Annotated in this window: 18 protein-coding genes and 4 pseudogenes; 5 read left to right on the top strand and 17 right to left on the bottom strand. The window is 68.4% G+C overall.

Features of this window, described 5'->3' with window-relative positions:
• Positions 1–192 precede the first annotated feature (192 nt).
• The 4 genes and pseudogenes from ACFYY1_RS41120 to ACFYY1_RS41135 all read right to left on the bottom strand — a co-directional run.
• Positions 193–373 (bottom strand): annotated as a pseudogene (locus tag ACFYY1_RS41120) (IS5/IS1182 family transposase); the annotation flags it as partial.
• A gap of 1,180 nt (positions 374–1,553) precedes the next feature.
• Positions 1,554–2,378: a hypothetical protein gene (locus ACFYY1_RS41125; protein WP_388595044.1), complete on the bottom strand. Its 825-nt coding sequence runs from the start codon at positions 2,376–2,378 to the stop codon at positions 1,554–1,556.
• 594 nt (positions 2,379–2,972) lie between these two features.
• Positions 2,973–3,881 (bottom strand): aminoglycoside phosphotransferase family protein, encoded by a 909-nt coding sequence (locus tag ACFYY1_RS41130; RefSeq protein WP_388595045.1) that lies wholly within the window; start codon positions 3,879–3,881, stop codon positions 2,973–2,975.
• A gap of 78 nt (positions 3,882–3,959) precedes the next feature.
• Complete coding sequence (locus ACFYY1_RS41135) at positions 3,960–4,649, bottom strand: transposase (RefSeq protein ID WP_388595047.1); 690 nt, start codon at positions 4,647–4,649, stop codon at positions 3,960–3,962.
• Between the two features lie 175 nt (positions 4,650–4,824).
• Here ACFYY1_RS41135 and ACFYY1_RS41140 point away from each other — a divergent pair, with 175 nt between their 5' ends.
• Positions 4,825–5,124: a hypothetical protein gene (locus ACFYY1_RS41140; RefSeq protein WP_388595048.1), complete on the top strand. Its 300-nt coding sequence runs from the start codon at positions 4,825–4,827 to the stop codon at positions 5,122–5,124.
• 15 nt (positions 5,125–5,139) lie between these two features.
• On the opposite strand, the gene ACFYY1_RS41145 is transcribed toward ACFYY1_RS41140, so the two are convergent.
• Both ACFYY1_RS41145 and ACFYY1_RS41150 read right to left on the bottom strand, forming a co-directional pair.
• Positions 5,140–6,083 (bottom strand): IS5 family transposase gene (locus tag ACFYY1_RS41145; protein WP_388595050.1). Its coding sequence is split into 2 segments (ribosomal slippage): positions 5,140–5,723 and positions 5,723–6,083, totalling 945 coding nucleotides; the frame shifts between segments, so codons are not numbered across the junction.
• Between the two features lie 30 nt (positions 6,084–6,113).
• Complete coding sequence (locus ACFYY1_RS41150; protein WP_388595051.1) at positions 6,114–6,962, bottom strand: ISL3 family transposase; 849 nt, start codon at positions 6,960–6,962, stop codon at positions 6,114–6,116.
• Between the two features lie 338 nt (positions 6,963–7,300).
• Between ACFYY1_RS41150 and ACFYY1_RS41155 the strand changes: the two genes are divergently transcribed.
• On the top strand, positions 7,301–8,800 hold the full coding sequence (locus ACFYY1_RS41155; RefSeq protein ID WP_388595081.1) for an ISL3 family transposase: 1,500 nt from the start codon (positions 7,301–7,303) through the stop codon (positions 8,798–8,800).
• A 384-nt stretch (positions 8,801–9,184) separates the two neighbouring features.
• On the opposite strand, the gene ACFYY1_RS41160 is transcribed toward ACFYY1_RS41155, so the two are convergent.
• Positions 9,185–9,445, bottom strand: coding sequence for a hypothetical protein (locus ACFYY1_RS41160; RefSeq protein WP_388595052.1), 261 nt, complete (start codon positions 9,443–9,445; stop codon positions 9,185–9,187).
• Here ACFYY1_RS41160 and ACFYY1_RS41165 point away from each other — a divergent pair.
• The gene (locus ACFYY1_RS41165; protein WP_388595053.1) at positions 9,444–9,743 is read left to right on the top strand and encodes a hypothetical protein; all 300 of its coding nucleotides are present in this window, start codon (positions 9,444–9,446) and stop codon (positions 9,741–9,743) included. The two genes, ACFYY1_RS41160 and ACFYY1_RS41165, sit on opposite strands and share 2 nt — an antisense overlap.
• 268 nt (positions 9,744–10,011) lie before the next feature.
• Here the strand turns inward: ACFYY1_RS41165 and ACFYY1_RS41170 are convergent, their stop codons facing one another.
• From ACFYY1_RS41170 to ACFYY1_RS41180, 3 genes are all read right to left on the bottom strand, one after another.
• Positions 10,012–12,180: a DUF3710 domain-containing protein gene (locus ACFYY1_RS41170; protein WP_388595055.1), complete on the bottom strand. Its 2,169-nt coding sequence runs from the start codon at positions 12,178–12,180 to the stop codon at positions 10,012–10,014.
• The gene (locus tag ACFYY1_RS41175) at positions 12,177–12,812 is read right to left on the bottom strand and encodes a hypothetical protein (protein WP_388595083.1); all 636 of its coding nucleotides are present in this window, start codon (positions 12,810–12,812) and stop codon (positions 12,177–12,179) included. Before ACFYY1_RS41175 ends, ACFYY1_RS41170 begins: the two co-directional genes overlap by 4 nt.
• A 494-nt stretch (positions 12,813–13,306) precedes the next feature.
• Positions 13,307–14,161, bottom strand: a complete 855-nt coding sequence (locus ACFYY1_RS41180) for a hypothetical protein (RefSeq protein ID WP_388595056.1) — start codon at positions 14,159–14,161, stop codon at positions 13,307–13,309.
• A 435-nt stretch (positions 14,162–14,596) separates the two neighbouring features.
• Between ACFYY1_RS41180 and ACFYY1_RS41185 the strand changes: the two genes are divergently transcribed.
• Positions 14,597–14,779, top strand: a complete 183-nt coding sequence (locus tag ACFYY1_RS41185; protein ID WP_388595058.1) for a hypothetical protein — start codon at positions 14,597–14,599, stop codon at positions 14,777–14,779.
• Between the two features lie 417 nt (positions 14,780–15,196).
• Here the strand turns inward: ACFYY1_RS41185 and ACFYY1_RS41190 are convergent, their stop codons facing one another.
• The 4 genes and pseudogenes from ACFYY1_RS41190 to ACFYY1_RS41205 form a co-directional block, all read right to left on the bottom strand.
• The gene (locus tag ACFYY1_RS41190) at positions 15,197–15,499 is read right to left on the bottom strand and encodes a hypothetical protein (protein WP_388595086.1); all 303 of its coding nucleotides are present in this window, start codon (positions 15,497–15,499) and stop codon (positions 15,197–15,199) included.
• 88 nt (positions 15,500–15,587) lie between these two features.
• Positions 15,588–15,770: pseudogene (locus ACFYY1_RS41195) on the bottom strand (helix-turn-helix domain-containing protein); the annotation flags it as partial.
• Between the two features lie 23 nt (positions 15,771–15,793).
• Positions 15,794–16,012, bottom strand: a complete 219-nt coding sequence (locus ACFYY1_RS41200; RefSeq protein WP_388595059.1) for a hypothetical protein — start codon at positions 16,010–16,012, stop codon at positions 15,794–15,796.
• Positions 16,013–16,145: 133 nt separating this feature from the next.
• A complete protein-coding gene (locus ACFYY1_RS41205; protein ID WP_388595061.1) occupies positions 16,146–17,144 on the bottom strand; it encodes a HEAT repeat domain-containing protein in 999 nt (332 codons plus the stop codon).
• A 356-nt stretch (positions 17,145–17,500) separates the two neighbouring features.
• Here ACFYY1_RS41205 and ACFYY1_RS41210 point away from each other — a divergent pair, with 356 nt between their 5' ends.
• Positions 17,501–17,992, top strand: coding sequence for a hypothetical protein (locus tag ACFYY1_RS41210; RefSeq protein ID WP_388595088.1), 492 nt, complete (start codon positions 17,501–17,503; stop codon positions 17,990–17,992).
• 314 nt (positions 17,993–18,306) lie between these two features.
• Here ACFYY1_RS41210 and ACFYY1_RS41215 read toward each other — a convergent pair.
• The 3 genes and pseudogenes from ACFYY1_RS41215 to ACFYY1_RS41225 all read right to left on the bottom strand — a co-directional run.
• Positions 18,307–18,531 (bottom strand): annotated as a pseudogene (locus ACFYY1_RS41215) (IS5/IS1182 family transposase); the annotation flags it as partial.
• A 230-nt stretch (positions 18,532–18,761) separates the two neighbouring features.
• Positions 18,762–19,322, bottom strand: a pseudogene (locus ACFYY1_RS41220) (IS6 family transposase); the annotation flags it as partial.
• A 237-nt stretch (positions 19,323–19,559) separates the two neighbouring features.
• Positions 19,560–21,704, bottom strand: a complete 2,145-nt coding sequence (locus tag ACFYY1_RS41225) for an alpha-galactosidase (protein ID WP_388595062.1) — start codon at positions 21,702–21,704, stop codon at positions 19,560–19,562.
• Positions 21,705–21,734: the final 30 nt, after the last annotated feature.

Below are 21,734 nucleotides of genomic sequence, written 5' to 3' on the forward strand. Positions count from 1 at the left end.
CTGCGGGAGAACTTCGACACGACAGCACGCCTCCACGCCGAGTACTTCGGGGAGCACCGGCCTGCCAGCACGGTCATGGGCGTTTCCGACTTGGCGCTGCCGGACCAACTCGTGGAGATCGGCGCGCTCGTGCGTCTCGATGTGAAGCCATAGGGAGAAGGCTGGCCTGATTCCTTCAGTGAACCTCTTTCGTCCTGAATAGTTGCAGGTCAGCAGCGGCGGACAGCTGGGACGATGGTGCTGATACGGCGGGTGGAGCATCTGGCTCGTCGTAGCAGCCGCCAGGCTCTCAACTGGGCGAAGGCGCGTTCGCCGGGGCTCTCAGCCGGGCGTGGTCGCGGTTGAACTGCTGGTAATGCGCGCCCCTGGGGCGTAGGGCGGCGCTGGAAGAGGCGAGGCACGATGGTGAGCCTGTCGCGTGGCAGGGCGACCTGGGGTCGGTTTGATCACTCCGTGACAGAGTCGGGGATCACTAGGGTTGCGTCCCCGCCTTGCGAGACTCCAGCTTCAGGCGCCTGACGCCCCAGAACCGCCACACACCCCCCTGAGCCGCGAATGTCAGCCGCCCCGGCCCGGGGTGCAGGCGCGCGCGGCCCCGCCGACGCGCGAGAGGGACTGGCCGGCCGCCGATCCCCGAGGCCGCTCCGCCCGCCCCGCCCCCACCCCTTTCTCTTTCGGCAGTTCGGGCGGCAGGGGGGTGCGCAGAGGGGATGTCAGCACCCCGACCACGCCTCTACAGGCAGGGTGACCTGCACGAGCACCCGACGCCGTGGAGGGAGGGTGCAACAGATACCGCAGGAGATGCTGCAAGGGATCGCGCAAGGAATGAGGCAGGAGATCCCAGGCCCGAGGATCCGCCGGCCATTTGTGCGGGCAGCTGCTCGGCGTCAGTAGTACCCGGGAGCGCAGCGTGCTCGATCCGCTCGGCGGAGAGCGGCCGCGGGCGCGGTGCCAGCCCCGTGCTCCTGGCCGTGCTCGTCGTCGGTCCGGTGCCCGGCGGATGGCGCCCCCGATTCAGGGGTGACCCAGGCCGGGGCCGTGGTCCTGGCCCGGGTCATGGTCAGGCCAAATGACCCGGGCGGGTGAGCCCAGGGGCTCGTGTACGCGGGCGCGGATTGGGAGCTCTCACTTCCCTGACCAGGTAATCCTCACACCAGCCAATCCTTATTGCTTGTCCAGCAACAGCGCCCGGCCACCACTCCTCAACGCCCCATAGAAACACCCGAATCGGCCCGCCCCACAGCGCCCAAGGCCGGACATCGAACCGAGAACCATCCCGGACACGAAAGCGAGAACTCCCAACAGGGACCGGACGCCCCGGCCCGCGCGCGGCCCCGCCAACGCGCGAGAGGGACTGGCCGGCCGCCGATCCCTGAAGCGCTCCGCCCGCCCCGCCCCCACCCTCTCCATTTCGGCAATTCGGGCGGCAGGGGGGTACGCAGAGGGGATGTCAGCACCCCCGCCCGTAGGACAATGTACGGACGGCTGCCAAGCGGTCCGCTGTCGCATTCGGCGGGGCGTCCGTGCCAGCGGACGAGCTCGACCAGCGGGCCTCAGCGCCCCTCGGGAGCCGCGTCGGCGCGGAAGACGGGCAGGCCCTCGCGCAGCCGCGCGAAGAGCAGGCCGGAGTCGAACATCTCCTCGTCCTCGTCCGCGTCCTCGTCGGCGTCCTCGTCGGCGTCCTCGTCGGCGGCGAAGACCTCGTCCACCAGGAACGCGCGCAGCTGTTCCTGCACGCCATCCCCGTATCCCCCCTGGTAGTCGTCCACGTCGAAGTAGAGGTCCGCCTTCACGGTCGCGATCGTCTGGTGGTCGTCCTCGATGACCAGGCGGGCGCGGATGGTGCCCGCGTGAAGCGTGTTGTCGTTGTAGTCGCCGTAGACGACGTCGGCCTCGATGTCGCCCATGACCAGCATCTCGCCGCTGGTGAGGACCCCCCGGGCCTTCACCGCGCCGCCGATCGCCACCACCGAGTAGGGGGCGCAGTCCCCCATCACACCTTCGACCTTCACCGATCCGGTGACCACGAACGGCGCGCCCACGCCGAGGTCGCCCTTGACCACCAGGTCGCCGTGGTGGAAGAACGGGGTGTCCACTTGCTGGTCACCGATCAGGGTGCGGGTCGTTCCGGTGTCGCCGAGAGTCTTGGCGCACATCTCCGGGACGTACCCGAGCAGGTCGGGGTTGAGGGTGACACGCAGCTGGGCGACGAACTCCTGGTAGCTGTCGAGGTCACACTCCACGAGACCGGCGAGCCAGCCGCTGTCGTCGGCCTCCAACGTGGCGGCCCGTTCGGCCCGCATCACCTCGACGGTCCGCCGGATCGCTGCCATGTCGATGGGCAGCGGGGTGTCGCCGCCGTTCTTGTTGTGTGCCATGACGTTCGCCTTGTCTGCGGTCAGGGAACGGGCCGGTATGGCCCGTCGGGGGGCACCCGCACCAGCGGGGGTGCGAGCGGCAAAGACGCGAACCGCAGGCTACCGGCCCATTGCGAGCCGAGGCCGTCCGGAGGATCGCGGCGGCGGCAGGCAGGTGGACCGGGAGCGCTCTCGGCGGCTCTAGAAAGAGCCTCACACACGCCATCCCGCGCAGGCATCCGTAGAAACCCTCAACGCGGCACGCAAGCCTGGCCGTTCAGGTCCACCGGCAACGGCGTGACCGGAACGCCAGAACCCCAGTACCTCTCCAGGGAAAGTACCCACATGACCTGGCTTTGTTCACGAGATTCGGGTTCTGGCACAGATCTTGGGGAGTCGTCGCGGAGCGTCATCTCGGTGTTCGATTGTGAGATTCGGGCTCGCTGCCCCATTTCATCGGAAGTGAGCTGTTGATGGCGCTGTGACCAGGGCGGGACTCGGTGAGATGAACCGGGCTCAGAGCATGTCGGCGGCAGTGCTCCATTTCGCGCGGCGTCCCGTCGCCTTTCACTGGTCCTGCGCCGTATGCCCCTTCCTCTCGGACCGGGAGGCCACTCAACGAGCGGTGGCGTCAATGAGGATTGCCTGAAGTCGTGCTTGGCACTCGGCAACGAAAGCGGGGAAGGTGTGTCGGTAGTAGGAGATGCCGCTGACGCCCACTGCGATCGCCCAGGCGCGGGCGCGGGCCCAGGTCACATCGTCGAGGTTCAAGGTGTCCCAGTAGGCCTGTCGTGCTTGTGGCGGGAGGTCCCAGAGTGTGGAGTGCTCGGCGTCGGGAAAGCCGACCGAGAGTCCGCCGAAGTCGATGACTGCATGGAGCTTGCCTTCGCGGACCAAGAGGTTGGTCGGCTTGAGGTCGCCGTGGAGCCATACGTGGGGTCCGGAGGGTTCGGGCAGTGTGAGCGCGGCTCGCCACAACTGTTCCAGGGAGTCAACGTCGACCTCAGAACCCACAGTGGTTCGGCAATCGTTGAGACAACTGGCGATCCACTGGTCGCATGGCCCCAAGCTGCCTCCGCGGTACCAATTGAGGCCGTCTGCGCGAGTCGCTCCCATGAGGTCGATGCGGTGGAGCTCCCGTACAACCGTCGCCAGGTCGGTTCCGAAGGCGGCCCAGTCCCGGACCGTGTCAGGGCCGGCCTCGTCACCGTCAATCCAGCGGTAGACCGACCAGACTAGAGGGAAGACGTTGGTGGGCGTCCCGGCGTGGACGAGCTCGGGAATCGGAGATGCGAGTAGGGGCGCCAGGCGAGGAAGCCATTCCTGCTCCTTTCGCACGGACTGTCCCTTGTCGGCGGTTCGTGGCAGTCGCACGAGCAGGTCATCGCCCAGCCGATACATGGTGTTGTCCGTGCCCGCGCCTGCGGGCGACAACGGCAGGTCAGCCCACTCTGGGCGCTGGGCCTTCAGCAGCGACCCGACTAGCGTCTTGTCGACTGGGATCTCATCCTCGTGAAGCGTCACGTCGGAAGTCTCACCGCAAGAAGGAACGAGAAGCCAGTGACTTTCTGAGGTTCTGGTACAGAGAGTCGTCTCGGAGCGTTACTGGAGCAGGATCATCTTGCGGAGAAGCTCGAATCCGGCTCGACCGTAGAGCTGCCTTTTGATCTTCTTGATGCGGTTGACGGCTCCCTCGATGCTGCCGGAGCTCCAGTCGAGAGTGAGCCCGGCAGTTACGGCGCCGAGGTCTCGGAGCAGGTGGAGTGCGAAGCCTGTGAGCCCGGGTAGCTGGCTGGCGTCGACTGCGTCGATCCAGGCAGGGAGCGTGTTACCGAGGCGGCCTCTGAGTATCTCGCCGAAATTGCGGACGTGTTCGGCGGTGGTGTCCAGTTCGGGGCAGCGAGTCAGAACCTCTTTCAGGCCGGCGCGGTCCTCTTCGTTCAGGGCGGTGGGGTGACGGGTGAGCCAGCCGGTCACCTGTCGCACCGTCGGCGGCCGGGGCGGTGCCGCGGACGGAACTCCGCGCAATGTAGCGATGTGGGCGCGGACCATTGCGTAGGTGACGGGCGCGTGCTCGGCAACCAGCTCGGCGTGCAGTCGTGTGACGCTGGTGCATCCCGCGGCGAACCGCCGTTCCAGGTAGGGCTTGTAGGGGTCCAGCCTGCTGGTCCGGGGCCGGCTCTCGCGGAGGGTGTCCTGCCAGCGTGCGGCGGCCGCGTACCGGAGCACGGTATTGAGGCCCCAGCCCAGGTGCCGGGCGATCGCCCGGCGTGAGTGGCCTTGGGCCAGCATCTCGTGGACCAGTGCGTGTGCTGCCTTCTTCCGCTCGGCCCGCCGGCCGACGGGCTCCGAGTCGTCCTGCGGCCGACCTAGGAGCTGTCCGGCCGATCATTGATGGCGTGCGTGTGGCTGCCGCTTGAGAACGAAGTCGATTGCCGGGCGCCTGGTGCTGCGCGACCATCGTCGGATGGGTGCGGATGAAGGTCGAAAACTGACGCGGGTCGTGCAGACGTGTTCTGCCTGCCCATCGCAGTGGGACGCCTGGACTTCGGATGGCCAGTACCTGTATCTCCGATACCGGCACGGCGAGGGCAGCGTCGAGTGGCGCCCCGGCCCTGACTTTGATGACAGTCCGGAGTCTTGGAACGAAGGCCGCTCGGGGCTCCTGATCGAATGGGACGATGGCACCGGCAGCGGCACCATCAGCCTTGAGGACTTCATCGCGGCAGCCGGCCTGGTGCTTGCGCCGGGTGCCTCGGTGGGTTGATGTCATGACACGCGGTCAGGTGCGGAGCCAGATCACCAGGGCGGCTGTGGTGACGGTTCCGAGGAAGACGTAGCCGCGCTTGTCGTAACGGGTCGCGACGGCGCGGGAGTTCTTCAGCTTATTGATGGCCCGTTCGACGGTGTTGCGCTTCTTGTACCGGTCCCCGTCGAAGCCTGGCGGCCGTCCGCCTCGTGATCCTTTGCGTAGGCGGGTGGCCTGGCTGTCGGTCTTCTCCGGGATCGTGTGCCGGATGGCGCGACGCCGCAGGTACTGACGGCAGGGACCGTTGCTGTAGGCCTTGTCGGCCGCAACGCTGTCGGGTTTCTTGCGAGGTCTGCCCAACCCGAGCCGGGGGACCCGGATCTTCTCCAGCACCATAACGAACTGGGTGCAGTCGGCCCACTGTCCCGGCGTGATGATCAGGGACAGCGGGCGGCAGAAGCCGTCCGCGCTCAGGTGGATCTTGCTGGTGAAGCCGCCGCGTGAACGGCCCAGGCCCTCGCCTCCCGCACCACCTCCACCAGTTGGCCGACGAGGCTCTGCCACGGAGTCTCGTCCTGGTGTTCCAGCGACTCGTCCCCCTTTGAGCCGACGAGGGCTGGCGGCGGGTCGGTGCGGGCGCCGGCTGCGTGCTGGTGGGCGCGGACGATGGTGGAGTCCACCGAGACACCCCAATCGATCGCGCCCGCCGCGTCCGCCGCGGCCTGGACCTGTTGCAGCAGCCGTTCCCACGTGCCGTCGGCCGACCACAGCCGATGGCGCTCGTAGACCGTCTTCCACGGCCCGAACCGCTCCGGCAGATCACGCCAGTGCACCCCCGTCCGAACCCGGTGAAGAATCCCATCGATCACCTGTCGGTGATCACGCCACCGCCCGCACCGACCGTTACTCACCGGCAAGAACGGCCGCAGCCGTTCCCACTCGGCATCCGACAGATCACCGCGTTCTCCCCGCCCCATGCCCGAACCAACGAGCAGATCAGGCGACGGTCACATGATCGGCCGGAAAGCTCCTAAAGGAGGGTGGGTGGCCTCCAGCGACATCCCGCTGGGCGACGGGTTGCGCAGGCAGTCCCGGTGGGCGGCGACGCAGGTCTCCACGGCCCGGCCGAGGCCCTGCCACAGATGGAACCGGTCAGCGACCTGCAGCGCGTCGGGGGCACCGCGCCGGGCGCCGTCGGCGTAGGCGCCCGCCCGGTCCCGGCAGATGATCTCGACGCCGGGGTGGTGGATCAGCCAGGTAGCCAGCGGTCCGGCTTCACGAGTCGGAAGCACATCGACCACTCGATGGTCTTCGACACTGGTCAAGACGGTGGAGTATGTATGGCCGCGACGGATCGCGAAGTCGTCCACGCCCAGCACACGCGGGGTACTGAACCTTGGATCGGGCAAGGCCATGACCCTGCGTAACAAGGTCATCCTTCCCGCGCCGAAGCCCAGCTGGGCAGCCAGCCGGGCACCGGCTCGCCCAGCCAGGGCGAGCCCCACTCGCTCCAGGGCGTGGTTGAGCCGGGTGGTGAACCGTGCGTGCGGGGCGGTCAGCCGAGAGAAAGGTTCAGCAAACGTCCGGCGTGGGCAGTCCACCGCTCCGCAGATGAAGCGTCGGACCGTCAACCGGATCGCGAAGCGCTGATCAGCGAGTGGAAGGTCCTTCAGCCTGCGTTGGTATCGGTCGTGGACTCGGTCCGAGAAGCGGCCGCAGTCCGGACATGCAGAGCCGGCCGCGCGGCCTCTCGCCATCACCTCGACCGTGCCGAACGCGGCCGTAACCGCCTCGACATCCACCTCGTCGAACCCGGCAAACACCAGCGAGTCCCAGAACGGTGCATCGGTCTTCATGACCAGCACCATCACCGTCTACAACCGGCCGCGGCATCGATCGACAAGTACCTGATGGAGCGTCATTTTCAGTTGTCGGGCGACAAGGCGTACGCCGTCTCACACGAGTAAGCCCCTCACAATCGAACATCGAGGTGACGCTCCGCGACGACTCCCCAAGATCTGTGCCAGAACCGAGAACGGTTCTGGCACACATTCCGTGAGAACGATCAGCGGGATTCTCCCACGGTGACGTCGCGCCATCTGGGATCGTGGTGCGGTGTGATGACCTCATAGCAGTGCTGTTTCCGCACTTCAGCGCGGTTCTGGTGGAGCGGGTGTTCACAGAGTGCGGTGTGGTGCACATCGTTGCGAGAACCCTCGATGGCACTGCGCCGTGCCCCGACTGTGAGTGTCCGTCGAATCGTGTACACAGTTGCTACCAGCGTCGGCTGGCCGATACTCCGGTCGGTGACCAGCCGGTGCGAATCGAGTTGACCGTGCGGCGGTTGTACTGCGACAACGCCCGGTGCGAGCGTCGTACGTTCGTCGAGCAGGTCGCGGGACTGACGTTCAGGTACGGAAGACGGACGCCTGCTTTGCGCCGGACCCTGGAGGCCGTGGCCGTCACACTCGCCGGTCGGGCGGGGGCCCGGCTGGCCGTGGTGCTGCACAGTGCGGTCAGCCGGACGACGCTGCTGCGGCTGCTGATGGCGCTTCCTGATCCCTCCTGGGAAGTGCCCAAGGTGCTCGGGGTCGATGATTTCGCCACCCGCCGCGGGCAGCACTACGGGACCGTGCTCATCGACTGCGAGACCCGCAAACCACTCGGCTTGCTGCCAGGACGGGACGCCGAGACCCTGGCCACATGGCTGCGTGAGCATCCTGGGATCGAGGTGATCTGCCGAGATCGCGCCGGCTCCTACGCCGAAGGCGCCCGCGTCGGGGCCCCGCAGGCAGTCCAGGTTGCTGACCGCTTTCACCTGTGGCAGAACCTCGGCACCGCGGTGGAACAATGCGTTCGCCAGCACACCAGATGCCTGCAGCCACCCTGCTCCGATCCGGGTGACCTGCCGGACATTGAACTGCCGCCGGCAAAGGAGATGTCGCCTATCGAAGCCCGTATCCGTGAACGTCACGCCATCGTCCACGCGCTCCTCGACCAGGGCCACGGCATCCGTGAGATCGCCCGCGAGTTACACATAGGTGGGAACACGGTCCGTCGATCCGCCCGCGCGGCAACCCCTGAGGAGTTGCTCGGGGGCCGACGGCAACCACGGCCCAGCCAGCTGGACCCTTACAAGCCCTACCTGGACAAACGCTGGGCCGAGGGCCACACCAATGCCGTTCACCTTCACGCAGAGCTCGAAGAGCTCGGCTACCGAGGCAACTACCAGACCATCAGCAACTACCTGCGGCCACGACGCCGACGCCGTATCCGTGTCGTCGGGCCCGCGCCACCGGGATTACGACAAGTCACCGGGTGGATCATGCGTCACCCCGACCGCCTCTCGGAGAGCGAAGGGAAACGGCTGGTCGAAGTCCTCACCCGTTGCCCGGAACTTGCGGCGGCCCACCGTCTCGTCCGCAGCTTCGCTCAGATCCTCTCCACCCGCACTGGCCAGCATTTGAAGGCCTGGGTCGTCAGAGCGCGAGCTGAGGAACTTCCCGGCGTCCATTCCTTTGCCGCCGGCCTGGAGAAGGACTGGGACGCTGTCGTCCAGGGCCTGACAAGTCACTGGAACTCCGGTCCCGTCGAAGGCCGTGTCAACCACATCAAAATGGTCAAACGCCAGATGTTCGGCCGCGCCAAGCTTCCACTCCTGCGTAAACGGGTACTTCTCACCGCTGCCCGGTGATGGCCTGCTCAGGCAGGAAAACAACGTTGGAGTACGTACTCAGACGGCCAGCAGAGGGCTCGAACAACCATGTTGGTGACTACGAAGTACCCCGGGCTCACCCAACCGTCCTCTTTGCTCACGAGGCCTGGACCGTCCTCGCGGTAGTAGCTACGCAACATGCGGTGACGCAACGGAGCCCCAGCCACCAGCAGAACCGGAGCGACGACGACGGCACCAACCGACACGGCGAGCCGGACTGCCTGAATCCTGATGACGCTCTCTATCCGCATCGCTCCAGTCTGCCGATCAGAAGAGACTCGTCCACCGCTCTCACGGAATGTGTGCCAGAACCCTGTTCTCATGGACAAAGCCACGGGCCCGACCACAGACACGACCACGGGCCTAGTTGAGGACCTGGACCTCACCCACCGCAGCGGTGAACGCGGTCTGTCGGGTCTCGGTGAACTCGCCACCGTCGTTGAGGGCGGGGGCGGTCCACGTGACGGTCCAGGTCGCGGTGGCGGTGCCCTTGTAGCGGCCGTCCGGCTGGTCTGCGGCGCTCCGTTCGTAGCGGTGGCCGCAGTCCGGGGACGGGGACTTGCCGCGGTCAGCGCTATACGGGGTGCCGGGGCCGTGGCAGGTGACTGTGGTGCCGTCGCCCATGTCCCACCGGATCGCGGCCACCTTCGCGGTGGCGGTGACCGTGACGCCGCCCGCCGTCGCCTTCGCGGACGCCGGCCCGTACGACGACGTCGAACGGGTCACCCACATCCACATCGGCATCCCAACCACGTACCGCCCGGCCGCGCGGGGGCTGGCCACCGCTGGGCCCACCAGCCGCATGGAGCCGACCGCGCGGCGCGCCACCAACTCAGGGTCGATCGTGGGCGCGGCCGGGCCGGCGGCGCCGTTCGGGACGAACGTCACGCCGACCCTGCCGCCCTCGCACCAGACGCGGTAGATGGCGCCGTCCTTGGGCGTCTTGCCGTCCCAGGCCAGGTTCTCCGCCGGGGGCTGCGGGTCCGCCTTCTCGTACGTGCACTTGGGCGCCGAGCCGCCCGAGCCCCGGGTGCCGGCGGGCCGCTTGCGGCTGGTGACGATCCTGCTGGCTTATTACATGCCCAGCAGGATCGTCACCAGCCGCAAACCGCGGAACTGCTCCGCTGCCTTCGCAGGTCGGGGCAGTTCGGCTGTGGCCGTCGCCTCGGCGAGTGCGACCCGACCGCCCTTCAGTAACGTCCGTCCTGTGCCAGCCATCGCCAGTAGGCAAGATCGGTGCGGGTGGTCAGGGTGTAGGGGTGATCGGGGCCCAGCACGCGTAGCCGGTCGGCCAGCAGCTCCTCGAGCGCGGCTGCGGCGCCGGCCGCATCCCCCGTCTTACCCCGCCAGTGGGCGAGGCTGTGGCGGGTGGCCAGGGTGTCGGGGTGGTTGGGGCCCAGCACGCGTAGCCGGTCGGCCAGCAGCTCCTCGAACGCGGCTGCGGCGCCAGCCGCCTCCCCCGCCTCACCCCGCCAGTAGGCAAGATTGCTGCGGGTGGCCAGGGTGTCGGGGTGATCGCGGCGCAGCACGCGTAGCCGGTCGGCCAGCAGCTCCTCGAACGCGGCTGCGGCGCCAGCCGCCTCCCCCGCCTCACCCCGCCAGTGGGCGAGGCTGTGGCGGGTGGCCAGGGTGCTGAGGTGGTTGGGGCCCAGCATCCGTAGCCGGTCGGCCAGCAGCTCCTCGAACGCGGCTACGGCGCCAGCCGCATCCCCCGCCTCACCCCGCCAGTAGGCAAGATTGCTGCGGGTGGCCAGGGTGTAGGGGTGATCGGGGCCCAGCATCCGTAGCCGGTCGGCCAGCAGCTCCTCGAACGCGGCTACGGCGCCAGCCGCATCCCCCGCCTCACCCCGCCAGTGGGCGAGGCTGTGGCGGGTGGCCAGGGTGTCGGGGCCCTGCACGCGCGTTTTGGTTCGCCGCTCGTCAACAACCTCTGCGTCGTCGGACAGTGTCAGGGTGATGGGGTCCCGCGGCTTCATGGGTCTTTGGCCTCGCACGACGACGGTGCTCCGAAAGAGGGCCTCCAGCTCGGTCGCGGCCTGTAGGTCCGCTGCTCCGCGTCCGGAGATCACGCCGCGCAGGAACCAGCCTGGACCGTCCACGCCGACAAACCGGATGGCTTGAAAACCGTTGGCGTCGTCGGGTAGCTCGACCGGGACCCGTGCATGCAGCTCCCGTCCGAGGGGGCCGGTAGCTTCGTCGGCGGTTCCGCCGGCGCTGATGATGCCGTCGATGATCTCTTTGCGGACGGTGTCCCAGATTCCTTCCGTTTCGGGTGCGGCGAAGGCCTGGAGCTGGACTGCCTGGTCACCAGTGATCACGGTTACCGCGACGATCGTTTCGCCCGCGAGTTCGACACGCAGTTCCATGTCCTCGACCTGGCGGATGAAAAGACCGCCCAGGTTCAAGCGGCCGTGCTCGGGGTGGGCAACTTCCGAGCGGTCCCAGGGGCCTTCGGAACGCGAGAAGGGGGCTGGGCGAGGCCCCGTGCCGGATGGTGCGGGCGCTGGGGGACGGTCATCGGCTGGATGCTCTCGCGTGTGTGAATTGTTGCGCAACGCTCTGCTGGCGTGTGTCCACCGTTCCTCCCCGTCTTCATCGGCCCCGCCTGCCAGCGCGGCCTCACGCAACTGCTGCCATTGATTACGCCCGAGCGCTACCCGGGCACCGCTGTTACGGTCCCTGGCCTGGGGAACGGGATGCCCCCGGGCTTCCAGCGTCAGACGCAGATGCCGGTAGATGGTTCCCAGATCCAGCAGCGCGGGGCCGCCGGGGATGCCATGGCGCAGCGTGTCGAGGAGGGTGCCGGTGAAGGCGGTGTAGGTGTCCCCGACCGGTGCCAGGGCGGTGCGGGTCTCGGCTGCAGCCGCGAGGAGGAAGCTGCCTTCCACGGCGGCCTGGTCGGCAAGGCCGGGCGACGCGCTCATCCGTCCCAGGGCCAGGCCGCTGTAGCAGCAGTCCAGAATCACGACGTGTCGCTCGGCGCGGGAGTCCAGGAGAAGGACCTGGCGGAGCCATTCATAGGGCAGGCCGGTCTCGATACGGCCGACCACGGTGTGCGGCAGGGCAAGACTGAGTGTGTCCTGCGGGTCGATCAGCCCGTGCCCGGCGAAGTAGATGACAAGCGTGTCGGTGGCTTCGGCGGCAGCCTGTCTCACCTCGCTCACCACGGTGTGCGCGGCGTCCGGGTTCTCGACGACGGCCACGTGCTGCGCGGGCAGTTGCAGGGACAGAGGGCCTGAGAGGAGTCCGGCGAGGGCTTGCAGGTTGTTCGAGACGGCCGGCAACTGCTCAAGATGCTGGTAGCGGCTCGTCCCCACCAGGACCGCCCGCGACGCCCCTGGGTCGGGCAGCACGCTCACCGGCTCGCGTCCTCATCGCGGTCGGCGTCGAGTGCCCGGATCACCCGCTCGACCTCCTCGTCGGAACCGCCGGTGAGGACGATGACCGTGTCCCCGCGGTGGATCTCCAACCGGCCCCGTTGCGGCCGGGTCTGCCGCCACGCGAGCAGGGCCAGCACGAACGATGCCGCACTCCATCCGTTCCCCGTCACCAGCTCGAGCACATCCAGCGCCGTGCCCATTTCTCCCGGCCGCGGTGCAGTCCCCCGCACCTCGGTCGTGGCAGACCTGCGTACCTCAGGGTCCGACCGCAACCACCCCTGCAACGACCGCAGTTCCCCCGCGGACTCGACCCGAACCTCTAACCGCACCCCGGACCTCCCCATCTCCCGTGCACCCTCCCTACGACGATGCGCACCCATTCTCCGCCACGCACGGGCTCTCGCGGCGGGAGTCGCCGGACGAGACTGCCGGATCCGGATTCCTGAACAGCAGCTCCACGCTTCAGGCCGGTTCAACATCGAGGGGAAGTCAGTTCCTCGCTGCGGCCTGGCTGATGCCGGGCGGCAGCGCGGCCTTCCGGGGCCGGGACGCTTCTCGAGGCACATCAGGAGCAGGAGAAGAGGAGTTGCAACCGGCCGGGCCGGGCGCATCAGGGGTCTGATCAGCGACAACGATCAGGCGGCGGCCGGTGGCGGCGCGGCTGAGCGTAGGGCCAGCGGCAGGGCTCGCAGCGGGGCTCCCTGTCGCAGCAGAAGCTGGCGGGGTCGGCGAAGTACGCGGGGTGGGGCGGTGCTCATTGGATCCTCGCGATCCTCCGGCCGTCGTGGCCGGGTCGGTGACAGGTCCGGCCCGCACGCGGACGTGCGTACGGGCCGGAGCCACCGTGCGAAGCCACCCCTTGTCCGCTGTCTGACGCTCCCCCGCGGTCGGTGTCCGTTTCCGCCTTGACCAAGTAGCCGATGGGCGAAGTGTCCGTGACCGACACCACACCGCCCGACCGAAGGTCAGGAGGCAGGAGGGTGCTGGACAGCGAAGGCCCGGGCCAGGTCCGGTGGAAGCCGAGTAGCGTCCACACCTACGGCGAGCGAGGGGCCATACCTGAAACCGGCCGGATTTGCTTGAGGGGAGAGCGGCCTCGTCGCGGTCAGGAGAGGAGGCCGCGGCCGGTCTCGTGCAGGAGTTGCGCGACGCCGTCGGTGGAGTGCCGCACAAGAGATTCCAGCACCCCGTCCATGGCCCGGCGGACACGGCTCGGCTCGGGGGCAGGCCCGGTGCTCTCCTCCTGGAGACGGGAGGCGTCGCGGACGAGCTGGCTCCTGAGTTCGTCCGCGATGTCGACCCGGGGTGCGTCCTCGAGCACCTGGCGGGCGAAGGCGGCGAACTGAGAGGCGTCGAAGCCGAAGTGGTTGTTCTGGGTGTTGCCGGGGCCGATCTGGGCGTTCCCCCCTTGGACGTTGGTGTAGTAGGTGGGGAGGTGTCCGTTCTGCATGAGGAAGTCCTTCACAGAGAGGGAGCTCTCGGCGCACTGGATTCCTACTCCGGTCAGTGTCAGGAGAGCCTTGAGTGAATGTGGTGCGTCGCCTTCGTGCAGGGTGGCCAAGCCTCGTTCCACCAGAAAGGCTGCCGCTACCCGCACCTCGTCAAGAGTCAAGGATTCGCCGTATACCTGCGACTGCGGCATCCCGAGGAAGGCTTCGAGCCCGATGGTGGGGCTGTAGGCAGCGCGGGAGGCTGCGGATACCAGTCCGTCGCGGGCATGTTGCTGGCGCCCTTCAGGGTCGCGCCGCAGGTGCAAGAGCCGCTGCGCCTCCAGCTCACCGGCGCGGGAGAGGCTATAGAGGTTCCCCCTACGGAACACGAAGTGCCGCTCCAACTGGCCCTTGCGGACCAGGTCGTTCAGATCAGCACGGAGCCTGAAGCGGGCACGGCGCCGCCATTCCTCGGGGAAATCTTCCGGGCCAGCCAGATCGCCCCGGCCCCTCGCACTACGCTCGTACATCCAGACCAGTAAATGAGCTTCCGCCCCGACTCCCGTCATAGTCGGATGCTACGGCCCCTCGCGCCCGTACAGACCGCTTCCGCGTAAGTCGGCGGCCCGCCGGGTCCCGCTCCGTGAACGTGCCGCAAGCCCGCGAAACGGACCACCCATCCTGTACCGGCGTCCGGCGCCGGACTGCTGGTGCTGCTGCTCGTGCTCCTGGCGGCGCCGGTCGACCGGTCCGGCCGGGTCGGCGGCCGCGGCCGGGCGGGCCACTAGGTCCACCCCGACCTGGGGGGTTCTGCTGGGTGCATGAGGCAGGAGCGGTGCTGACCGTATCGCGCTGCGGCCCGACGTCACTCGTCCTGCGCACCTGAACAGGAGCAGAGGCATCGGCACCCTCATCCACTCCGGCGCGCTGTCACCGCACGCCCGAATCCCAAGGGGGAACTGTCCGTGTCCACACTCGTCCTGTTGGTCCTTCTGCTGCTCGTCCTGGTCGGCCTGCTGCTCGTCGGCACACTTGCATACGCCGTCCACCGCCGGCCGTCGCTGAGCCAGCCGTTGACCGTCGCCCTCACAGGGGCTGGAGTGTTCGCCGCCGTGATTACCGTCATCGTCACCGTGGGCGGCCGGTGAGTGCCCATGCCTTCCACCCCCGGGGCGGCCGTTCAGGCGCTCCGGCCCCCGCCCCAGAAACGGCCGGGCACCAGGCCCGGCCCGCGCGCGGCCCCGCCGACGCGCGAGAGGGACTTGCCGGCCGCCGATCCCCGAGGCGCTCCGCCCGCCCCGCCCCCACCCTCTCCATTTCGGCAGTCGGGCGGCAAGGGGGTACGCAGAGGGGATGTCAGCACCCCGACCACGCCTCTACAGGCATGGTGACCTGCATAAACACACGATGCCCCGGAGAGAGGGGGCAACAGATAGTACAAGGAATGATGCAAGAAAAAGCGCAGGAGAACTCTGGGTCGAAAGTAGATCTCAGCCGATTCCCTGAAAGAAAAGGCAGCTCTGGTCATTGTCAGAACCTGACGCTGTCGGGGATCGCCGACCCGATCACCGCTCCCGTAGGGCTCGTCCTGCCCGGCCGAGTTCCTCGATGCGGGCGGCATATTCGGGGTTGGCCAGCCGTAGGCGCTGCCAGCGGCGTTCGCGTTCGACGCGATGCTGTTCGCGGGTGTGCTCTTCGGCGACGTCCAGGCGTTCGGCGGTGGCGGCGAGCAGGGGCGCGGCCCACTCCTGCCAGGCGATCCATCGGTCTTCGTGGTCGTCGTAGCGGGCGCGGGCGAGCCGGCCGCGTTCGCCGGTGGTCTCCAGGTGTCGGTAGGTCTCCTCGCCCATCGCGAGCGCGCTGGCCATCTCGGCCCGGGTGTGGCCGGTGTAGATCCGTAGGTGCGCCAGCGTCTCGTGCTCGACGGTGCACAGATCGGCTGGGGCCGCCGACCGCGGCAGCCAGGCCCGGGAGGATCCCGGGCCGCGGAGTACGGGCGCCAGCGAGGTAGAAGGACACCGCCCGCTCGCTCACGCCGACGGCACGGGCGATCCCGGCGACCGAGGCGCCGGCGGCGGTCCGGGCAGCGCGGAACTTCACCGCGTCGAAGCCGTACGGAGTCTCGCTCACACCCTCCACCTACCCGCTGGAGGGATGTTCGTTCACCCGGGTAGTTCCTCGTCGGCGTGGCCGCCGGTTTTGAGGGTCCGCCGCAGGGACGGGGGCGCGGCCGGGCATGTGCCGAGTACGCCTCGGTCTCGCAGTTCGTCGAGGTCGGACAGGCGCTCTCCGGGGAGAGTGTCGAGGAGGTCGGCCTGGGCGGCGCGGATGCTGGGCGCGGGAGCCTGAGGGCCTGCTCCAAGGGCGCGGCGGGCGGTCACGCCGGTCATCGTACGGGCCAGGCCAGACATGGCTGTGACCTGCGATGGTCGGGGCGGTGGTCGGACCGGTTGTGACCGTGCGCCGCAGTTCGCCCCGCTGTACACCTTCGATACACAACCGCAGCCCGGTTGCTCAGAACAGGGAGTCCCAGAGGACCGTTTCCGGGTCGGGTTCCTCCGGTTGAAGCATGCAGCGCTTGCAGCGCAGGAGTCCCGGTTCGTTGGTTCCGGAGGCGGCGCTCATCCAGGGCAGGGCCTCCATGGCGTGTGCGCGTTCGTCGTCGGCGAGGGCGTCGACGGTCTGGCGGAGTTCCTTGGGGGCGGGGTCGTCGGTGAGGCAGAGCCATCCGATCGCCGCTGCCAGGCGGACTTCGGGGGCCTCCGTGCGGTCGTGCCAGCGCTCTCGCAGCCAGGCCGCGGTTGGCGAGTGCGCGTGGGCCCGGGTGATCTCGGCGGTGGCCAGGACGAAGGCGGCGCGGACCATGGCGTCACGCTCCGCCGCGAACCTGGTGGCCAGGGCGGTCCGGACGATGTGGTCGAGGTCGGCGGCGGTCGCCAGGACGTAGGCGGCGTCAAGGCGGACGGCGGGGTCGGGGTCGCCGAGGAGGGGCAGCAGTGTGGGCGTGTCCGCGGTGATCGCGGCTCGGGCGGCGGCCACCGACCAGCCGGCCGGGTAGGCGGTTACTTCGTAGCCGTAGTCGTCGTCTGCGTCGGGGGCGTGACGTAGGGGATCTGTGCGGTGAAGGAGGAGTTCCTCGCGGGAGGCGACGCCGAAGTACCGGGCGCGGGCCGGGCCGGAAAGGACGTCGAGGGCGGCGGCACGGTATGGGTGGTGGGCGTCGGTGGCGAGGGGGATCAGGAACGGTACGGCGAGGGCGGCGGCCGCCCGGCTGTCGTTGGCGCACAGGCCCCACAGCACGCCCGTCGCGTCCATGCCCGGTTCGCCGTCGGCGGGGAGGGCGGCAACGGCCTCTCGGGCATCGGGGCCGTGGGGGAAGTTGCCCCACGGGACGGCGTCGAGGGGCAGGTCGCGTCGGGGCTCGGGCAGGATGCCGGCCACCACCGCTCGCACGTCGAACGGGCCGCCCGCGAACGAGGCCAAGTCCGCCCCGCCCGCGACTTCCCGGCACATCGCAAACGTCGGATCGCTCCGCCAATCCTCCACAGCACACCCCCATCTTCGAACCTTCGGACACCTGATCATGACCTGCCCGGCGACCCGCCGGAACCCGGGCGGGGGGGGCGGGGCGGGAGAGCTGAGTGGTCTGCTCCGGAAGTCCTTCGGGGGTTGAACAGGCTGCCAGGGCGACGGAGGATTCTTCTTGTCGGTAGGCAGGTGTGTCGGTCGAGCAGGGCTAGCAGATCGTCCAGGTCGGAGGTGGTGAACCTCCACTGGAACAGCTATGCGGTCGTGTTGTAACGGTCTTCGAATGCTCGGAGCCGGTCCTGGCCTGTTGGGCCGGTGCCTGCGGCAGCTAGGGTGCCGCCATGGCCACCACCCGCGCCCCTCAACCCTTCCTGGTGCAACCCAGGGGGGCGTGCTTCACAGTGTTCGTCTCCCTCTTCGCTGTGGTCCTGGCGCTGGGCTCGGGGGGCGCGGTGGTGTTCTGCGTGGTGTCGGTGGCCACAGTCGACGGTGCGACTCCCGCAGTGGCGATTCCGGTGGTTGAGGCGCTGGTTGCTGCGGCCTTCGCGCTGGCCATGGTCAAGGTAGTTCTCTTTCTCTGGGACAACCGGCGCGCGACTGTGGAACTGGCCGCCGTCGGCGTCGACGCGAAGGCCCTGGTCCTCTCGGCGGTCTTTTCGCCGCTGGGGGGCGAAGAGCGCCCCGACGTCCGGCTCCATGTGCGGATCAGCGGACCCGGGTTCGAGCCGTTCGAGACCGACAACACGGTGGAGGCCCATCTATATCCCGGTGTTGCCGAGGGTGCGGTACTGCCGGCCCGGGTCAACCCGGCCAACCTCAACTTCTCGATGTAGTCGGCGCTGCCCTGGCCGGCAGGGATTCGTTCGGGCCGACGGTGCCGATGGCGGTCAGCTCCGGCGGTCAGCGCAAGGCGGTGAAGGCCAGCCGGATCGTCTGTGGCTGCTGCATCCGGAGGCGTATGGGCTTGGGCTTGGCAGCCGCATTCACCGATTCGACGGGGTGTGGCGTGGCGCGTGGTGGTCGGGGAGGGCCGGTGAGGCGGCGGACCATAAGGGTGATGAATCCAGGTGATGTGGGCCTCGCTGTGGGAGATGAGCCGCTCGTAGTCGCGTACGTTTCTCCTGGCTCTCGTGATCCACGAGATGGCATGCTCGACTCTCCACCGCTTCGTCAGGACGGCGAAGCCGTCCTGGTCTTTGCGGCGGGGCACCGTCTTGAGGGTGATGCCGAGGAAGGTGTGGGACCAGTCGACGAGGGTTCCGCCGCAGGCGGAGTCCGCCCAGGCGACGGCGACTTCGGGATGGGTCAGACGCAGACGGAACAGCTGGTCACGGGCGGGGATACTGTCGTGCGGCGAGGCCTTGATGACCATCACGGCCAGAGCCACGCCGCGCAGGTCGACGGGCGTTGTCACGTTGGTGGGGTGTTGATCGGTTGAGGGCGCGTCAGGGCGTTTGGGGGTTGGGCGGGGGCCTGGGTCACGCTGCGGTGGGCGGGGCAGTGGCGCCGGTGATCTGGTCCCGGATCACGAAGCGGACGGTCATCTCGGTGCGGTGGTCGGGGGCGGTCCTCCGGTGCCGGCGTGGCCGGAAGTGGGGGTGAGATGCCGCTGAACACGGACAGGAATCTCTGAGCTCCTCCGACGCTGCGGAAGCCTTTCATGGCGCGTTCGCGCTGCCTCGTTGGCTGGTGGGAGTTCTCGGCCCGGTTGCTCAGACCTTTGTGGGAGCGGTGCTCGACCGAGGGCATCACCTCGCGGTGGGCCGCTCCGCAGGAACGGAGCTTGTCCGTGACGATCACTCTCGGCACGGCCCCGATTCCTTTGAGGAGCCGACGGAAGAAGCGCCTGGCCGCGGCCTTGTTGCGCCGGTTCTGGACGAGGATGTCCAGCACGTTGCCGTCCTGGTCGACCGCGCGCCAGGAGTACTTCTGCTCGCCGTTGATCGTGATGAAGAACTCGTCAAGATGCCACTTGTCGCCGGGGCGGGGACATCGGCGGCGCAGCGCATTGGCGTAGGGCTGCCCAAACTTCAGACACCACCGGCCGATCGTCTTGTAGGACACGATGACGCCGCGCTGCAGCATCAACTCCTCCACCTCACGGAATGACAACGGGAAGCGGAAATACAGCCACACGCAGTGGGAGATCACCTCGACCGGGTACCGGTGCCCCTTGTACGACGGCGGCGTACTGCCCACGGACAACCCCCTCCACCGTGATCAACCGGAAGATCATCCCACCCGGTCAGCCAACGTGACAGTGCCGCCGTTTACGCTGGTCAGCGATCCCACGTGGCCTATACCAGCAGACGAAGAATGTTCTTTGCAGCTACTCCAGCCGGACAGGTCACGGCATGGAGCAGCTACCGTTCGTCTCGCGTTTCGGGCCGTTCTCGTCTCTCACACTGCCTGCATCTCGATCACGATGCACTGCATCGGATCGAGAAGTGGCGCCGCCAGGCCGATCGTCCCGAGTACCGACCCCGTGGCGCGGATCATTCCTTGAGTGACCCACGGGACGGCTGTGCTGGGGTGTGCCTGTGTCGGCTGGATCTCGGGGCAGATCGTGACGGTGTACGAGCGGTCCGGGTCGAGTCCGGGAAAGCGGATCCGCGCGGGCACCGAGTCGGTCGAGGAGGCGAGTTGGACCAGGCTGAATACCGCGTGGCGGCGGTCCTCGGAGACTACGCCGTGCAGCCAGGCGGCGGGATCCGGGTGATCGGCGCGGACGGCTGTCCCATTGTGCAGCAGGGCCCTGAGTCTCTTGTGCAGCCGTACCCATCCGGCAAGCTCGGCGAGTTCGTCTTCGCCACACTGAGTCAGGTCCCATTCGATGCCGGCATGGCCGAACAGCGCGGTCGCCATGCGCATCGAGAGCGGGGTGGTGCGACCGGTGGTGTGGGCAGTGGCCGTGCCGACGTGGCATCCCATCAGCTCGGGCGGCACGAGCAGGCCGGTCCAGCGCTGAATGCTCTGCCGCTCCAGGGGGTCGTTGGTGTCCGAGGCCCAGACGCGGTCGGTCCGCTCCAGGATGCCGTAGTCGATGCGGGCGCCGCCCGAGGAGCAGGATTCGATCTCCAGGCCGGGGTGGCGGTCGCGAAGCTCGTCCAGCAGCCGGTAGACGGCCAGGGTCTGGGCATGAACGCCGGAGGCTGCGTTGTGGACTGCTTCCAGCAGGTCGCGGTTGTGGTCCCATTTCAGGTAGTCGATGGAGTATTCGTCGATCAGGGTGTGCAGGCGGTCCGCGATGTGGGCGTATGCCTTGGGCCGGGCCAGGTCCAGGATCTGCTGGTTCCGAGCCGAGGGGGCGGGGCGTCCAGCGGCGGTCAGCAGCCAGTCCGGGTGGGCGCGGGCCAGGTCGGAGTTTGGGTTGACCATCTCGGGTTCGACCCAGAGCCCGAACTGCATGCCCAGGGCCTTGACCCGGTCAACCAGCGGACCCAGCCCGTGCGGCCACGTGTCGGTATCGACGCCCCAGTCGCCCAGACCGGCTGTGTCGTCGCGGCGTCCGGTGAACCAGCCGTCGTCCAGCACGAAGCGCTCAACTCCGACTTCGGCGGCTCGTTCGGCCAGGGCGGTGAGCTTGTCGAGGCGGTGGTCGAAGTAGACCGCCTCCCAGGTGTTGAGCATCACCGGCCGGGGTGTGCGCGGGTGGCCGGGCCGGGCGCGCAGGTGCCGGTGCAGGCGGTCGGAGAGGCCGTCGAGCCCGGCGCCGGACCAGGTGAAGTAGGTCCAGGGGGTTCGGTGAGTCTGGCCCGGGTGCAGGCGGATCTCGCCCGGTCCGAGTAGTTCGCCACCGCCGAGGACAGGGCCGTGCTCGGGTACGCGTTCTGCGTAGTGGACGTGGTTTCCGCTCCAGCCGGTGTGGACCGCCCATACCTGGCCTTGCCGGAAGCCGAATCCGGGCTGTCCTACGGCGAGGAGGCCGGTGGCGTCGTGGCCGGTGCGGCCGCGCCGGGATTCGCGCAGGGTCAGTCCGTGGTGGAGAGGGCCGCGCTGAGGCCGGCGCTCGTTGGCCCAGCGTCCGGTGAAGTCGAGCACCTCGGTTGCCTGGTCTCCGACCGGGAGCAGACAGGCGGCGCTGTCGAGGGTAAAGACGCCGGGGCCGTCGTTGGTGATGTCGTGGCGGATCCTGATGACACCGAAGTGGTCCATCTCGATGTCGGTACGGACCGTCAGTCCGGCGACGGGGTCGGTGCTGTGGATCCGGAGGTGTCCGCCTGCGGCGCTTGAGCCGTCGGTGGCCACGGGCTCGGACAGCAGCAGACGGAGGTAGGGGTGGGTTCCGTCGCGGTGGCCCGTGATTCCGGGCCGTCCGGTCCAGCCGTCGTTCTGCTGCGGTACGAGTCGCAGCGGCACCGGCTGGTCGACGGATGCCACGGGCCATCCTGGGGTCAGGGCGTGGAGCAGGTCGTGCGGGTCGCCCAGGCTGCCGGGGTCGGCGCCCCAGTGGAGTACGGCCGGCAGGCCGGGGCCCGAGGTGTCGAGGACGAGGGCGGACCCGGCCGCGGTGAGCACGGCCAGGTCCTGGTGGTGCGCGGTCATGCGTTCGTTGTCTCCGGTGGGATCGTCAGA

Source organism: Streptomyces sp. NPDC001890, from assembly GCF_042891445.1.
Classification (GTDB): Bacteria; Actinomycetota; Actinomycetes; order Streptomycetales; family Streptomycetaceae; genus Streptomyces.

Bases quoted from the DNA above. Each gene is read 5' to 3' on its own strand.
- ACFYY1_RS41125 (WP_388595044.1), bottom strand. From the start codon at position 2,378: ATGGCACACAACAAGAACGGCGGCGACACCCCGCTGCCCATCGACATG.
- ACFYY1_RS41135 (WP_388595047.1), bottom strand. From the start codon at position 4,649: ATGCTGGCCCAAGGCCACTCACGCCGGGCGATCGCCCGGCACCTGGGC.
- ACFYY1_RS41140 (WP_388595048.1), top strand. From the start codon at position 4,825: ATGGGTGCGGATGAAGGTCGAAAACTGACGCGGGTCGTGCAGACGTGT.
- ACFYY1_RS41150 (WP_388595051.1), bottom strand. From the start codon at position 6,962: ATGAAGACCGATGCACCGTTCTGGGACTCGCTGGTGTTTGCCGGGTTC.
- ACFYY1_RS41165 (WP_388595053.1), top strand. From the start codon at position 9,444: ATGTCCCACCGGATCGCGGCCACCTTCGCGGTGGCGGTGACCGTGACG.
- ACFYY1_RS41160 (WP_388595052.1), bottom strand. From the start codon at position 9,445: ATGGGCGACGGCACCACAGTCACCTGCCACGGCCCCGGCACCCCGTAT.
- ACFYY1_RS41175 (WP_388595083.1), bottom strand. From the start codon at position 12,812: ATGCGCCCGGCCCGGCCGGTTGCAACTCCTCTTCTCCTGCTCCTGATG.
- ACFYY1_RS41180 (WP_388595056.1), bottom strand. From the start codon at position 14,161: ATGTACGAGCGTAGTGCGAGGGGCCGGGGCGATCTGGCTGGCCCGGAA.
- ACFYY1_RS41190 (WP_388595086.1), bottom strand. From the start codon at position 15,499: ATGGCCAGCGCGCTCGCGATGGGCGAGGAGACCTACCGACACCTGGAG.
- ACFYY1_RS41205 (WP_388595061.1), bottom strand. From the start codon at position 17,144: ATGTGCCGGGAAGTCGCGGGCGGGGCGGACTTGGCCTCGTTCGCGGGC.
- ACFYY1_RS41210 (WP_388595088.1), top strand. From the start codon at position 17,501: ATGGCCACCACCCGCGCCCCTCAACCCTTCCTGGTGCAACCCAGGGGG.
- ACFYY1_RS41225 (WP_388595062.1), bottom strand. From the start codon at position 21,704: ATGACCGCGCACCACCAGGACCTGGCCGTGCTCACCGCGGCCGGGTCC.